The following is a 14,364-nucleotide window of genomic DNA, read 5'->3' on the forward strand; positions in this document are numbered from 1 at the left end:
GGAGTCCGAATCCGATGCATATCAGCTACGTTCTCGGCACCCGCCCGGAGATCATCAAGCTGGCCTCGCTGATCGCGGCCAGCGAGCGCGACGGCCTGCGCTTCTCGATCGTGCATACCAACCAGCACTACGCCGAAAAGATGGACCGCATCTTCTTCGACGAACTGGAACTGCCGCGCGCCCACTACAACCTCGGGATCGGCTCGGCGTCGCACGCCACCCAGATCGGCCGCATGCTGTGCGGCATCGAACCGGTGCTGGAACGTATCCGCCCGGACGTGGTGGTGGTGCAGGGCGATACCAACAGCGCGCTGGCCGGCGCCATGGCCGCCAACAAGCTCGGCATCGCGGTGGCGCACGTGGAGGCGGGCCTGCGCAGCCGCGACCGCAGCATGCCGGAGGAAGTGAACCGGGTCCTGATCGACCACATGTCCGATCACCTGTTCTGCCCGACCCCGCTGCAGGCGCAGATCCTGCGCGAGGAAGGCCTGGCGCCGGCGAGCATCCGGGTCACCGGCAACACGGTGGCGGATGCGACGCTGGCGCACGCGCGCACCGCCCTGCGACGGTCGGACATCCTGCAGCGGTTGGGACTGCGTGAGGGCGCCTACCACCTGCTGACCTGCCACCGGCGCTCCAACACCGACGATCCGCAGCATTTCGCCGCGCTGATGCAGGCGGTGGCGGCGATCTCCGAGGACGCCGGCGTGCCGCTGGTGTTCCCGATGCATCCGCGCCTGGCGAGCATGGGCGATGCCGCCTCGGCGCGGCATCGCTGCCTGCGCGCGATCGGGCCGGTCGGCTATCTGGACATGCTGGCGCTGCAACAGGGCGCATCGCTGATCATGACCGACAGCGGCGGCATCCAGGAGGAGGCCTGCATCCTGCAGCGCAAGTGCCTGGTGCTGCGCACCAACACCGAACGGCCGGAAACCCTGCAGGTCGGCGGGGCGGAACTGCCGTTGAGCCTGGACGCGCCCGGTCTGCGCGTGGCCGCCGACGCGCTGCTGGCGCGCGAGGTGGCATGGCGCAACCCGTTCGGCGACGGCCATGCCTATCGCGACGTGCTCGACACCCTGTTGACCAGCACCCAGGCCGGGCAACGCTTCTCGGCACGCGCGCCGCTGCGTCAGGCCGCGCGCTGACGGCCCGATTCGGGCGATCGCGTGGAAGCGCACATGAGGGCGTACTGCGTCGCCACCGCCAGCGCCGCATGCAGCGAGAACGCATAGAACTGCAGGTAGAAGTCGAACACACCCAGGCCGAGCAGCAACACGCCCCACAGCAGCGCCCAGGCGCGCATTCGCATCTGCCGCAGCAGGGGCGACCACAAGGCCGCCAGCAAGCCCAGGCACGCCAGCAGCCCGCACAGCCCGGTTTCCGACAGCACCGCCAGCAGCAGGTTGTGCGCATGCAGTTCGCCGCGATCGAAGCGTCCACCGGTGTAGTCCGGCACCAGGAACTGGAAGACCCCGGCCCCCAGCCCGAACCACGGGTGGCTGCGCCAGGCCTCGAACGCGCCGGCCCACAGATAGGTCCGCCCCAGCGACACCGCGGTGAGCATGCTTTCGTGCACCGCACTGGTCATGTCCGCATAGCGCTGCCACAGCACGAAGCCGGCCAGCCCCGACACCCCCAGCAACGCGACAACGGCCGCGTTGCGGCGGACGCGCGAAGCGCCGCGGCGCGGCCATGCCCACCACAGCGCCAGCGCGCCGACCGGCAACAGCGGGTTGCGCACCTGGGTCAGGGCCAGCGCCAGCACGGCCCCCAGCAGCGCCATGACCAGCGCAAAACGCCCCAGCGCGCCGCTGCGCCAGAGCTGCAGGACCAGCGCCGCCACCACCACCGCGCTCGCCGCCAGCAGCGCCGGATGTTCGTACATGCCGGAGATCCGCGGCAGGTACTTGAAACTGTCCTCGGCGTGGAAGGCCAACGACAGGCGCAGTGCAGGCGGCCAGTGCAGACGCACCGCCAGCCCCAGGGCCAGGTTCCACCACAGCGCAATCAATGCCGCCAGCGTCGCCGCACGCGGCCAGCGCGGGCAGGCGAGCGCGAGATTGAGCATGGCCCACAGCGCCAGCAAGGCGGTGGCGTAGCGCACGGCGAACTTGAACGCCAACTCCGGATATCCCGATGCCAGCACCGACGCAACCAGTGCCGCCAGGCACGCCAGGATCGCCAGCAACGGCGCGCGCAGGATCGACGGCACGCCATGCCGCCACAGCGCCCAGACCGCCACGCCCAGCACGAAGGCGCGAATCGCCATCGAGCCCAGCGACAGCCCCACGCCGAAGTAACGTCCGGTCAGCACCACCTGCTGCAGGCAGAACAGCAGATACACGCCCAGGCATGCCGCGACCGCCAGCGGCTGCGGCGCGCGCGCGCCAACAGCGGACGCGCCCGTCGCCGATGCGCTCATGCCGGTTCGCGGATCGCCGCGCGTGCGCGATAGCGCCGGCTCAGGCGCGCACGCAGCAGCAGGAGCAGATACAGGAAGTTGGTGCGGACGTAACGCCAGCCCAGGCGACGCGGCTCCAACGCCAGCCGGAACAGCCACTCCATGCCGAACCGCTGCATCAACAGCGGCGCGCGCGGCAGCATGCCGGACAGCACATCGAAGGATCCGCCCACGCCCATCGCCACCGCCACGCCCAGGTCGGACCAGTAACGCTGAAGGAACAGTTCCTTCTTCGGCGAGCTGATGCCGATGAACAGGTAGCGTGCGCCGGAGGCGCGAATCGCCGCGACCACCTGCGGCACCTCGGCCTCGCCGAAGTAGCCGTCGCGGGCGCCGACGATTTGCAGCCCTGGCGCGGCCGCACGCAGGCGCTCGGCCGCGGCCGCCACCACCGCCGGCCGCGCGCCGAGCAGATACACGCCGTCGCCGGACTGCGCGGCCTGCGCACACAGGTCCTGCATCAGATCGATACCGGCGCGCCGCGGCGGCGGCTCCACGCCCATCCAGCGCAGGCCGATGCTGATGCCGCTGCCGTCGATATGCACCAGTTCGGCCTCCTCCAGCGCCTCGCGCAACGGCGCCTGCGCGCGCGCATCGATCAGCTTGGCCACGTTCAGGCCCTCGATCCGCAGCGGCGCGCCGCCGGAGGCGGCGGTCTGTGCCCGTTGCAGCAGCTCGGCAGGCGCAAGCAGATCCAGCGGGCAATCGAAGAAACGCAGACGCGGCGGACTGGGGTTCAAGGGACAGGCTCCTCGGGGATCACTGCATCGTACAGCGCCAGTACCTGCGGCCGAATGCCTTCCCAAGTGAAGCCGGCATGCACCGAGGCCACCACCTGCGGCGCGACGCGTTGCCGGCGCAGCGCCGCCACCCGCGACGCCAGCGCCGGAACATCGCCCAGCGGATACAGCGCATCCTGCAAACCCAGCGGCTGCAGGATCGCGCGATTGCCGGGGATGTCGCTGGCCAACACCGGACAACCGAGCAGCAGCATTTCGATCAACACCGTCGGCATGCCTTCCACCGCCGACGGCAGCACGAATGCATCGGCGCGCGCCGCCATCGCCGCGACCTCGGTGTCGGCGACGAACCCATGGAAGCGCACGCGTGCGGCCACGCCGTGTGCATGCGCGCAGGCCTCCAACCGGGCGCGATCGGGTCCACGCCCGACCACATGCAGCACCGCCGCGTCCATCCCCTGCTGCGCCAGCAGCGCGATCGCATCGTGCAGGCGTTTTACCGCATCCAGGCGGCCGACCGAGAGCAAGGCCGGCGCGCCTGCCAGCGTGGCGGCCTCGAACGGAGCCGCCGGCAGTTCGGCGGCCAGGACCGCATTGGGCAGCAGCAGCGCGTGCGTGACCGGCATCCGCCGTGCCTGAAGGTAGTCGCGCCAGTAGGCCGACAGCAGCACCACGCGATCGGCGCGGCGCAGCAGCGAACGTTCCACCAGCCCATCCCAGACGCGCTTGCGCAGGCGCTTGCCCAGGCTGGGCGCATCGTCGTAGTAGCAGTGCGGCGTGTACACCACGCGCTTGCCGCGGCAGCGCGCCAGCAGCGCCGCCAGCGCCGCGATCGGCGTGCGTGCGCCGTGCACGTGCACGACATCGGCCCAGCCGATCTGCGGCCACAACCCGGCCGCGGCGACGCGGACCGTGGCGTAGTCGGGCCGGCCGGAATCTTCCGCCGCAGGCGCCGCCACCCGCACCGCGTGTCCGGCCTGCGCCGCCAGCACCGCCAGGCCATGGATGTGCCGGGCCACGCCGCCGCCGCCGCGCAGCGGCGCAAAATCCTTGTACACGTGCAGGATGCGCACGACTCAGGCCTCCGCCGCAGCGTCAGACGGCGGCAGCGCGGGGGTGTGCGTCTGGACTGGACGTGCCCGCCTCCGGCACTGCCGCAACACGCCGCCGAGCAATAGCCAGAAGCCGCCCGCACCGGACACGGTCAAGGCGTTGTCCGAGGACACCAGCGTGGTCATCATGCCGCACAGCAGCCAGAAGCTGGCCAGGGCCAGGCGATCGTCGTCCTGGCGGTAGGTGCGCCACAGAGTCCGCAGGCACCAGCCGAGGAAGCCGAGGAACAGCAGTGCCGCCGGCACGCCCATCTGATAGGCGATGCTGAAGATCGCGCCTTCGCCGCCGCCGAGATCGGTCAGCCCCTGCCGCGCGGCGAGGGCGCCCTGGCGTCCGATTCCGCCGCCGAACAACGCGACCTGATGCAGGTCGGCCAGATTGCGCTGCAGCGCCCACCAGTGGCCGATGGTGGACCCGTCACGAAAGTTCACCGACATCACCACGATGCCGTAGGAGGCCACCACGATCGCCAACCCAACCGCGCCGGCCAGCACGATCCGCGCCGACGCCGAGCGCACCAGGCCGCGCCCGGTCAGCAGATAGCCGAGCACGGCGACGATGCCGGCCAGCATCGCGCCACGGGTGCCGGACATCCAGATCCCCGCGAACAGCCCGGCACAGGCCAGCAGTGCCCGCCACGGCCAGCGCCGCTGCCACAGCGCCAACGCCGCCAGCGCCGCGGTCACCAGGAACTGGCCCTGCGCCAACGGTGCGGCGAGCAGTCCCCCGGCGCGGCGCGCGTAATCTTCGCCGCCGACGAAATTCCACGGCAACCCGGTCTCCGGGTCGGTGTCCTGCGGCATCACGCCCTTGACCTGTTGCAGGTAGTCCGGCAAGCGCACCTGCCTCACCCAGAAGTCGGTATGGGTCAGATCCCACACGCCGAACAGCGCGCTGGCCAGGCCCAGCCAGACCAGGGTACGCGTGGCGGCGCGCAGATCGCGCGGCTGCGGCATGCCGCCGTAACCGGCCAGCACGAACAGCAGCGGGACCATCACCACGCCGAACGATCCCACGACGATGCCGGCCGGCAGCCCATGCGCATAGCCGAGCGGCGCGTACGCGGCCGCCAACGCGCCGAACACCAGCACGGACAGCAGCATCGGCCGCGGCATGCGCGCGGTCAGCAGGCACAGCGCGGCCAGCCCCAGGACCGTGGCATCGCGCAGTGGCCGCAGCCAGGTCGCCTGCGGCAACGCGCCGCCGGCGTACAGCCAGGCCACCAGCAGATCGCCGAGATGGATCCACAGGATCAGCAGCACCAGCCCCAGCCGCCTCAGCCGGCTCACGCCATCGCTCCCAGGCGCTGCGGCCAGTGCGGGTCGCTGGCGAAGGTCTGGCGCAGCCACTGCGCCTGCTGCGCGAGCAGGCGCCGGCGTGCCGACGGGTCCGCACACAGTTGGCCGATCAACGCGCACAGCGCGGAGGCATCAGCGACCTGCGTCGGCGGACGCCCGACCGCCAGCGCATCCAGCGACTGCGTCGCCGGCCAGGCCAGGCCGATCACGTAATGGCCACGGCAGGCGGCCTGCAGCAAGGCAGTGGAGCAGAAACCGACCACGATCGCCGGCGCCGCGGCAGCGTCCAGCAGCGCATGCGGCGGACGCCGGCAACGGGTCGCCAGCACGGGGGCGGCATATGGATGGCCGCCGCGCACCTCCTCCGGATGCAGCAGGATCTGCAGCGTGGGGCCGTCGCACTGTGCCAGGGCCTGCGCCAGGGCCAGGAAGTCCGCCGCGAGCGGACGGCCATAGATCGGCGTGTGCGTCTGCGACACCAGGCACAGCGCCGCGGGCAACGGCGCGTCGTCGGCACGCTCGGCCGCTGCAGCGGCCGGCAGCAACGCTGGGCCATAGCCGAGTGCCTGTGGCGCCACCCCATGCTCCGCGAACACCTGTGCGCTGCTCGGCCCCCACAGCAGGTGCCGCTGCGCGCGCACGGGGAAGAACTCGTCGGTGGGCAGACCATGCTGCACGCACACGCTGCGCCAGCCGGTGCCTGCGGCCTGTTGCGCGGCGACCGCATACAGGTCGAAGTCGTTGTGCAGCAGCAGTGTCGCCTCGCCACGCGCGACTAGAGTCCGCGCCCAGGCGCCACGCCACAGGCGCTGCCGGAACACGCAGCAGCGCACCAGCCAGGGCGACAACGGTGGCGCGCCTGCGGCGGTCTGCCGCAATCGCCAGGCACCGGCGGCGTGGCGCCAGGCGGCCGCTGCCGGGCGAGCGGGCGGGTCGCCGGCGACCCGCCTGCGCAGGCGCGGATGGATCAGCACGCTGCAGGCGATGCCGCGCTGCGCCAGGTCGGCCACGCACGGCGCCAGCGCACCCCAGCCGTTGGCGCCGGGCAGCGTGACCAGCGCCACCCAGGCGGCCAACGGTGCCGGCGCGCGTGGCAGGCGCCAGCACAGCCAGGCATCGCGCACCGTCGCCAGCAATGCCCGCACCACCGCGCCGCGCCCACGCCGGGCGAGAAAATAAAGTTCGTGGCGCGCCGCCGCGGCCTCCTCGCCATAGTGCGCATGCAGCGCCTCCTGGAAGTCAGCGAAGCGCATCGCGCGTCGCCTCCCGCACGTGCCGGCGTCCGCGCCAGCGTTGCACTTCGCCGGGCAGGCCGGGGCCGAACGCACGCACGATCACGCGCTTGAGCGCGCGCCGCAGACGATCGCGCAGGCCCCAGCCCACACTGTCCAGCCGTGCATCGAGCAGGCGCACTTCCTCGGCGCTGGCGCCCGCCAGTGGCGTGGCGCAGGGATGCGGCGGCCGCCGTAGTTGCACCCACAGATTGTCGGCCAGCACGCCGCCGGCCGGATGCGCCCCGCACTGCACCACCTCCAGCCCGGCGCTCAGCGCCAAGCGCTGCAGCACGGGGCCAGAGAAATAGCTCAGATGCGCCGGATGCACGTAATTGCGCGAGTGCCAATCGCCCATCACGTCCGGCACTTCGATCCAAGCGTGTCCGCCTGGCGCCAGGATCCGCGTCAGCGTGTGCAGGAAACCGCGCGGATCGGGCAGATGCTCCAGCACGTGGAACGCCACCACTGCGTCGACGCTGGCGTCCGCCACCGTCTGCGGGTCCGGCACGAACGCCACGCGCGCGTCGCCGAGCAGCCGTGCACGATGTTCCAGGTCGGGTTCGATCGCCCACAGCGCCAGGTCCGGACGCGCTGCCGCAGCGACGCCGAGGAAGGCACCGAAACCCGAGCCCATTTCCAGCAGCCGGGCACCGTTCGCCAGTTGCGGCGCGATCCACTGCAGCCGCCGCTGCGCGATCGGCCGGTCGCCACGCCAGGCGAAGAAGCGCGCTTCGCTGCGCCAGGGCGATTCGGCCGGGAACAGCCGCCGGTAGTCGTGCGCATAGAAGCGCGCCAGGGTGTCCTCGGTGAAGTCCGGCGCCAGATAGGCCAGCGCGCAATGCCCGCACCGGCGCAATTCCTGGCCGGTGTCGGCATAGACCTCGGGCCACACCACGCGTTGCAGCGTGGTGGCGCCGCAACAACGGCACACGCCCGCGTCGGCCGCCAGTTCGATCGGCACACGCCCTGGCCTAGCCATAGATGCTCCGGTACCACAGCGCCACGGAGACGGCGAACCACAGCGTGCTGTGCGCCTCGCCACGCTGCCACTGGCTGCGCAACGCCGCCAGGTCGAGAAATTCGCCCAGCTCCGGCGGCAATGTCGCCAGGATCGGCTGCAGCGGCATGCGATCGACCAGGAACTGCTCGGCATGGCCGAAGCCGGTGCTCTTGCGCTGGCCGACCAGGCGCTGCGGCAAGATGCCGGCGAACGCCTGCCGCAGCAGCGCCTTGCCATGGTAGTCGCCCATCCGCCGCTGCGCCGGCGTGGCCAGCGCGCGTTCCACCACCCGGTAATCCAGGAATGGCGCGCGCACCTCCACCCCGGAGTGCATGCTGTTGCGATCGGTCATGCGCAGGATCATCGGCAGGTTGGTCGTCAGCACGTCGGCGCGCAGGCGCGCCTGCACGTCGCCGCGGCGATCGGCCTGCAACACGGCCAGACGTGACGCCTGGTCGTGCCACAGCGCCGCCGACATGCTGGCCACGCTCGGCCGCTGCCGCCGCAGCAACGCCCCGAGCGGACCGGCCGGCAGATCCCAGGCCAGGCGGTTGAGCAACAACCTCGGATCCACCGCGCCGCTGCCGAGCAGGCGCACCAGCGTCGGCAGGCGCAGAGCGTGCAGCGCGCTGCGCGCGCTCAACGCCAGGTACAGGCGGACGTAGCCGCCGAACAGCTCGTCGGCGCCCTCGCCGTTGAGCACGACCGTGTAGCCGGCGTCGCGGACGGCCCGGTACATGCGGAAACTGGCCAGGATCGACGGCGTGCAGAACGGCTCTTCCTGCGCGCGCACCAGCTCCAGCAACTCGTCTTCGGCCGGAATCGCATGCGCGCGGTGCACGCGGTGGCGCGCCGCCTCGCCCCATTCGGCCATCAACCCCGACGCGGCCGCGACCTCGTCGAAGCGCGCCTGCTCGGCGTCGCGGTAGCCGTAGGTGTAGGCGCCGGCGAAGCAGGTGCGCGGCGCATGCGTCGCGCTCAGGCTGAGCCGGGTCAGAATCGCGCTGTCCAGCCCACCCGACAGCAGCGTCACCGTCGGCACGTCCGAGCGCAGGCGCAGCCGCGTGGCGTCTTCCAGCAGCGCGCGCGTCGCCTCGTCGTCGAGCGGCGCCACCTCTCCCGGGAGCGGCCAGCGATGGTAGCGGTGGCGGCGGCTGTGGCCGTCCGCCGAGACGCGGTACACCCAGCCGGGCGGCACCGCACGGATGCCGGCATAGAACGTCTCGCCGCGATGGTCGGACAGGCCGGCGACGAGGAAATCGAAGATCGCACCGGGATTGGGCGGCGGATAGCCGCCCAACGCCGCGGCGATGGCGCGGATCTCGCTGGCCAGCAGCAACTGCCGGCCGTCGTGATGCAGGTACAGCGGCTTCACCCCGAGCCGGTCGCGACAATAGATCAGATCGCCGCTGGCCTGCTCCAGCAACACGATCGCCCACATGCCGTTGCAGCGCGCGAACAGGTCTTCGCCCCAGGCGCGCCAGCCGTGCAGGAGCACCTCGGTGTCGCTATCGGTGCGGAAGCGATGACCGAGCCCTTCCAGTTCGCGGCGCAGTTCCAGGAAGTTGTAGATCTCGCCGTTGAACACCACCGCGTTGCCGGTGTCGGCACAGCGCATCGGCTGCGTCGCCGCCTCGCTCAGGTCGAGGATGGCCAGGCGGCGGTGACCCAGCGCGGTCGGCACCGGCTGCTGCTCACACAGCAACCCCTGCGCATCCGGACCACGCCGGGCCAAGGCGGCCAACGCGCGTTCGGCCTGCGCCTGCAGCGCTGCGCCGTCGCCGAAATTGCGCAACGCGACTATGCCGCACATGCGCGCCTCCTTGCCCCTACGCTGCGGCGCGACACGACAGCGAACCTCGACGACCGCGTCACGCCGCGCGCTCCGGCGCGGGCGCGAACAGGCTGCGCTGGCGCCAGGCCGTCCACAGCGCCGGCAGCAGCAGCACCGCCGCCAGCGTCCAGCCGATCCGCCCGCCCCAGAGCGAGGCCGCCAGCAGCGCCGCGAGCAGGGCCGCGGCGCCGCCGCCGTTGAGGCGCAGGCCGCACAGCCGCAGACTCACCGCGGCGATCCCCAACAGGCACAGCAGCCGCCCCCACAGCAGCCACTGCGGCGCTGCCCATGCCGCAGCGGCCAGTTGCAGCCCCGCGCTGCACAGCAAGCCGATCAGCAGCAGGCGCAACAGCGCGCGTTCGCGATGGCGCCCGATCAGCAGCGCCGCCAGCACCCCGCTGAGCAGCACCGTCGCACCACCGGCCAACACCGGCGTCGTCCATGGCCACCAGGCCCGCTGTTCGGCACTGCCCCAGGCCGCCACCGCAAGCGGCAGCAGCAGCGCGGCCAGCGCCGCGCCGCCCAGCACCAGCGAGATCAGCCACTGCGCCCAGCGTTGGCCGGCCTCGCTGGCGGCCTCGGCCAGCAGCAGCCGGTTGAACTGGTTGAACACGCCGCTGGCGCCGTTGAGCAGATAGCCCAGGAACAGATACACCGGCAGGAAGCCCGGCGCCACCGCCGCCAGCAGCAGCGGCGTCAGGCGGTCGTGCAGGATGCCGGCGATGCCAAGCAGCGACAGCTGCACGGCCGTTGCCAGCAGATGGCGGCCGTGGCCGCGCTGCGGCCACAGCAGGCGCGGCGGCGCGGCGAACACCGCCATGTTGACCAGCGCCTGCAGCAGATAGCCGATGCTCACGGCGATGCCGGCCCCGACCGCGCCGCCACACCCAGGCAACGGCCGCAGCAGCAACCAGGCCAGGATCGCCACCGGCATCGCCACCTGCTGCACGGCGAATCCCGACAACCGCCGTGCCTGCGCCAGCAACGGCGCCGAATAATTGACCAGGCCGAACAAGGTGGCCGGCAGTACCGCCAGCACGTAGCCGAAGCCCGCGCCCCGCCACTGCCATGACCATCCGGCCGCGACGACCCATGCCAGATCCAGCACCAGGGTGGCCAGCAGCCGATGGCGCAGCGCCTGCCGCCAGCGCATCTCCCATCCCGGCGCGGCCGGATCTTCGCGCAGGAACAGCGAGGCGTAGCCCAGGTCGGCCAGAAACAGCACCGTGGTCAGTCCCAGATGCGCCAGTCCCACCTCGCCATAGCCCTGCAGGCCGAACTGGCGCAACAGCAGCCACTGGAACAGCAGCGCGCAGCCCTGCCCGAGCGCATACAGCAGCGCGCCGGACACGAATCCCGCGCGCAGGCGCCCGGCCGTGCTCATGGCCGGGCGAGAGATCCGGCCGCAGGCACATGGCACAGAAAGGCGCGCGAAGCCGCGCCGTAGGCGAACCACGGCTCGAATTCGATGCCGAACCGCTCGGCGCATTCCCGAAGGGCGCGCCGTTCGCCGCGCTGGCGATCGGCCTGGAACAGATCGTAGTCGTCGCACAGCAGCACGCTGCCCTGGACCAGGCGCGGTGCGATCAACGTCAGCGCATCGCATGCCGAGGCATACAGATCGCAATCCAGGTTCACGATCGCTGCCTGGGTGTGGCCGATGGCATGCGCATTGTCGGCGAACAGGCCGGGCACCAGGTGCAGGTCCGGCGCGCGCAGCCCCACCGCGGCGCAGCGCGCCTGCGCCTCGGATTGGGCGGCGAGGAAGCTGCCGGTGGCCAGGCTGTCCTCGCCTTCGGCATTGCGCGGCATGCCGGCAAAGGTGTCGAAGCCGTAGAACCGCGGCCGCTGCGCCAGGAAGCCCAGCACCGTGCCCCGGTGCTGGAAGGGCAAACCGGCGCTGCGCTCGATGCGCCGCCGCTGGTGCCGATAGCACAGCCACGCATGGGCCAGGCTGTTGCCGCGGTACACGCCGAACTCGTAGTAATCGCCGGCAAGCTGGGTGGCATGCACGTAGGCCCAGGCGCGATACAGCGCGCCCAGCGCATCGTTGCGATGCAGGTTCGCGCCGACCCGGAGGCCGCGATAGGCGAGCTTGAGGCGTTCGATGAGCGTTATGGACACGTCGGACACCGTGCGTCGGGCCAGGGGCGGAAACGTCCGAGTATCCAGGCTCGATCCCGACCAGCGCAATGGCGCACGCGGGTGCGCGTGACCGTGGAGACGGCGGCGCACGCCTGGTCAGCGGCAGATGCGCGCGACGCACACGGCACGGTGTCGAGAACACCGTCCTCGACGACCTTCGCCACCGGCTGCACGCGCGGATCGGCCGTGCACTGAGCGATCCGGTCGAGTGCGCTCATCCGGGAACGCGTGTGTCCGCAGCCTGCTCCGGCGCGAGTGTGCGCCGCAACGCCTCGCGCAGGGTCCAGCGCGTGCGCCAGCCCAGCACCGCGGCGGCCTTGGCCGGGTTGCCGAGCTGATGCGCCCGATCATGCGCACGCTTCCGCTGCGGATCCACCTGCACCCGCGGTGCCCGGCCGAGCAAGGCACCGATTTCCTCCACCAGTTCGCCGACCGAGTGTTCCACGCCCGAGCACAGATTGAACACATCGTAGGCCGGCTCCGCCCGCGCATCGTCGAGCAGGGCCAGCAGCCCGGCGGCCGCATCGTCGGCATGCAGGTAATCGCGGCGCGGCTGCAGGTTGCCCAGCCGCACCAGCGGCGCTGGCGCCGGATCGGCCGCCAGTTGCGCCAGCACCTCGGGAATCAGGTGCGCGTTCGGATCGTCGTGGGCGATGCTGTTGAACAGGCGCGCCACGCGGCCGCGGCGGCCGCCGCCACGCGCGCACCACAGGCGCAACTGGCCTTCGTTGCAGAGCTTGGACAGCGCGTAGTTGTCGCGTGCCTCGGTGGGACTGCCGGCTTCGTCCAGCGCCTGCTCGCCCCAGGCGTACACCGCCCCGCTGGAGGCGATCAGCACCTGTCGCACGTCGGTGTCGTCGGCGGCCTGCAGCACGCTCTCGGTCCCGACCACGTTCACCTGCAGGCAATGCATGCGCTGCCGTTCGCAGGTCGGGATATAGTGGATCGCGGCCAGGTGCACCACCGCGTCGGCGCGGAACGTACGCAAACAGGCAGCCACCGCGGCCGTGTCGCGGATGTCGGCGACGGCCGCGACGTGCAGGCCCTCCGGCAGGGCCATGCCGCTGGACAGGTCGTCCAGGCCAGCGACCGCGTCGCCACGCTGCAACAGCGCCATGACCAGCCGGCGTCCGATCATGCCGGCGGCGCCGGTCACCAGCACCCGTTTCACGATCGCCCCGGTACAGGCGGCGACGCGTCATCGGGCAACAACCGGCGCCGCAGTCCGGCAGGCAGCCAGGCGAACAGCGGATCGCGCTGCGGCGACCACGCGGACGGATCGCGCAGACGCCGGGCCGCGACATAGAGGCCCAGCCCGAGCGACATCAGCAGCAGCGCCGCCACGAACACCGCGACTGCCACCAGCAGGGGTCGCCGCGCCGGCACCGGCGTCGCCGAGAGCGCCGGCAGCGCCCGATAACGCACCTGCTGGGCGCGCCCGCGTTGCTGGGCCAGCGTCAGTTCGATCTCGCGTGCGATCTGCTCCCGCACCGAATCGGCCTGCGCACCGGCGGCGAAGACCGCCGCGTGGCACGCCTGCAGCCAGTCCTGCAGGGCCTTGCCCGAATGCAGTGTCGAGGCGCGCTTGTCGGCACAGGCGAGGAAACGCTGCTTCCAGTCGAGCTGTTCGAGTTCGCGCTGGCCCTGGCGCAGATTGGCCCGGGTCTCGGTGATGGTGGCCTGCAACGCCACGATCTGCGCCAGCGGCGACAGGTACTTGCCGCCGCCGTCGCCGACCGAGACCACCGTGTTGACCTCGCTGCGCCGCAGTTCCGGATAGCGCTCCAGCAACGCCTGCATGTCCGCCGCCTGCTGGCTGCTCTGCTGGATCGCGAATTGCTGCTGGATCTGCGCGATCTGCAGTTCCGGCCGCTTCTCCACGGTCTGCTGGCGCATGCCATCCAGCGCATCGCGCAGGCCGCCCCACAGCATCACCTGGCGCACGTGCTGGGCGATCGCCTGCAACTGCTGCGTGGCGGCCGCATCGTCGCGTGCGTTGATCGCCACCTCCAGGCCCAGCGCGCCGACCGTCTTCGGATCGATATTGACCTGCTGGCGGATGTCATCGCGCTCCACCGCGCTGCGGTACTGCACGCGCGTCTCCCAGTAGCGCGGCTGCTGGAACTGCCGCTGCACGCGCTCGCGCAGGTCCGCCGGCAATGCGATGGCGGCCACCGAATCGGCCACCAGTTGCCGATCCGACAGCATCGGCTGCAGTCGCCGCCACTGCTCCAGGGTCAGTTGCGGCACATCCAGCAGCGCGCTGACGCTGTAGACCGGGCGCAGCGCGACCAGCACGCCGGCGGCCAGCGCCAGCAGTGCGGCCACGGGAATCAGCAGGCGGCCGAACTGCCGATAGAAACGCAGCAACTCCAACAGCAGGTCGCCCAACGACGCATCGTCGCCACGGTCACGCACATCGTCTCTGCCAGGCATCGGATCCATCGCCGTGTTCGCGTCACAAGGAAGTCACCAGCCCGGCGCAGCGCCTTACGCGGC

General features: G+C 71.4%; 12 protein-coding genes. 1 reads left to right on the plus strand and 11 read right to left on the minus strand.

Annotated elements, in window-relative coordinates:
• The first annotated feature begins 14 nt into the window (after positions 1–14).
• On the plus strand, positions 15–1,145 hold the full coding sequence (wecB, locus tag GGR64_RS06980; protein ID WP_184644785.1) for a UDP-N-acetylglucosamine 2-epimerase (non-hydrolyzing): 1,131 nt from the start codon (positions 15–17) through the stop codon (positions 1,143–1,145).
• On the opposite strand, the gene GGR64_RS06985 is transcribed toward wecB, so the two are convergent.
• The 11 genes from GGR64_RS06985 to GGR64_RS07035 all read right to left on the minus strand — a co-directional run bounded on the left by GGR64_RS06985 (position 1,130) and on the right by GGR64_RS07035 (position 14,301).
• Entirely contained in the window at positions 1,130–2,422 is a 1,293-nt protein-coding gene (locus GGR64_RS06985; RefSeq protein ID WP_184644787.1) for an O-antigen ligase family protein, read from the minus strand. The genes wecB and GGR64_RS06985 overlap by 16 nt on opposite strands.
• Positions 2,419–3,201, minus strand: a complete 783-nt coding sequence (locus GGR64_RS06990) for a WecB/TagA/CpsF family glycosyltransferase (protein WP_260302936.1) — start codon at positions 3,199–3,201, stop codon at positions 2,419–2,421. The genes GGR64_RS06985 and GGR64_RS06990 overlap by 4 nt, the downstream gene beginning before the upstream one ends.
• The gene (locus GGR64_RS06995) at positions 3,198–4,274 is read right to left on the minus strand and encodes a glycosyltransferase family 4 protein (protein WP_184644789.1); all 1,077 of its coding nucleotides are present in this window, start codon (positions 4,272–4,274) and stop codon (positions 3,198–3,200) included. Before GGR64_RS06995 ends, GGR64_RS06990 begins: the two co-directional genes overlap by 4 nt.
• A 3-nt stretch (positions 4,275–4,277) precedes the next feature.
• A complete protein-coding gene (locus tag GGR64_RS07000; RefSeq protein ID WP_317843914.1) occupies positions 4,278–5,603 on the minus strand; it encodes a hypothetical protein in 1,326 nt (441 codons plus the stop codon).
• Positions 5,600–6,865 carry a hypothetical protein gene (locus GGR64_RS07005; protein WP_184644791.1) on the minus strand — a complete coding sequence of 422 codons (1,266 nt, stop codon included), beginning with the start codon at positions 6,863–6,865 and terminating at the stop codon, positions 5,600–5,602. The genes GGR64_RS07000 and GGR64_RS07005 overlap by 4 nt, the downstream gene beginning before the upstream one ends.
• Positions 6,852–7,865: a class I SAM-dependent methyltransferase gene (locus GGR64_RS07010; RefSeq protein ID WP_184644793.1), complete on the minus strand. Its 1,014-nt coding sequence runs from the start codon at positions 7,863–7,865 to the stop codon at positions 6,852–6,854. The genes GGR64_RS07005 and GGR64_RS07010 overlap by 14 nt, the downstream gene beginning before the upstream one ends.
• Complete coding sequence (gene asnB, locus GGR64_RS07015; protein WP_184644795.1) at positions 7,858–9,699, minus strand: asparagine synthase (glutamine-hydrolyzing); 1,842 nt, start codon at positions 9,697–9,699, stop codon at positions 7,858–7,860. The genes GGR64_RS07010 and asnB overlap by 8 nt, the downstream gene beginning before the upstream one ends.
• Positions 9,700–9,757: 58 nt before the next feature.
• Positions 9,758–11,104: a hypothetical protein gene (locus GGR64_RS07020; RefSeq protein WP_184644797.1), complete on the minus strand. Its 1,347-nt coding sequence runs from the start codon at positions 11,102–11,104 to the stop codon at positions 9,758–9,760.
• A complete protein-coding gene (locus GGR64_RS07025; protein WP_184644799.1) occupies positions 11,101–11,844 on the minus strand; it encodes a TylF/MycF/NovP-related O-methyltransferase in 744 nt (247 codons plus the stop codon). The genes GGR64_RS07020 and GGR64_RS07025 overlap by 4 nt, the downstream gene beginning before the upstream one ends.
• Before the next feature lie 235 nt (positions 11,845–12,079).
• Positions 12,080–13,036 carry an NAD(P)-dependent oxidoreductase gene (locus tag GGR64_RS07030; protein ID WP_184644801.1) on the minus strand — a complete coding sequence of 319 codons (957 nt, stop codon included), beginning with the start codon at positions 13,034–13,036 and terminating at the stop codon, positions 12,080–12,082.
• A complete protein-coding gene (locus tag GGR64_RS07035) occupies positions 13,033–14,301 on the minus strand; it encodes a hypothetical protein (protein ID WP_184644803.1) in 1,269 nt (422 codons plus the stop codon). Before GGR64_RS07035 ends, GGR64_RS07030 begins: the two co-directional genes overlap by 4 nt.
• Positions 14,302–14,364: the final 63 nt, after the last annotated feature.

It is taken from the genome of Xanthomonas sp. 3307 (assembly GCF_014199735.1).
GTDB classification, from domain to species: domain Bacteria; phylum Pseudomonadota; class Gammaproteobacteria; order Xanthomonadales; family Xanthomonadaceae; genus Xanthomonas_A; species Xanthomonas_A rydalmerensis.

Bases quoted from the DNA above. Each gene is read 5' to 3' on its own strand.
- wecB (WP_184644785.1), top strand. From the start codon at position 15: ATGCATATCAGCTACGTTCTCGGCACCCGCCCGGAGATCATCAAGCTG.
- GGR64_RS06985 (WP_184644787.1), bottom strand. From the start codon at position 2,422: ATGAGCGCATCGGCGACGGGCGCGTCCGCTGTTGGCGCGCGCGCGCCG.
- GGR64_RS07005 (WP_184644791.1), bottom strand. From the start codon at position 6,865: ATGCGCTTCGCTGACTTCCAGGAGGCGCTGCATGCGCACTATGGCGAG.
- GGR64_RS07010 (WP_184644793.1), bottom strand. From the start codon at position 7,865: ATGGCTAGGCCAGGGCGTGTGCCGATCGAACTGGCGGCCGACGCGGGC.
- asnB (WP_184644795.1), bottom strand. From the start codon at position 9,699: ATGTGCGGCATAGTCGCGTTGCGCAATTTCGGCGACGGCGCAGCGCTG.
- GGR64_RS07020 (WP_184644797.1), bottom strand. From the start codon at position 11,104: ATGAGCACGGCCGGGCGCCTGCGCGCGGGATTCGTGTCCGGCGCGCTG.
- GGR64_RS07035 (WP_184644803.1), bottom strand. From the start codon at position 14,301: ATGCCTGGCAGAGACGATGTGCGTGACCGTGGCGACGATGCGTCGTTG.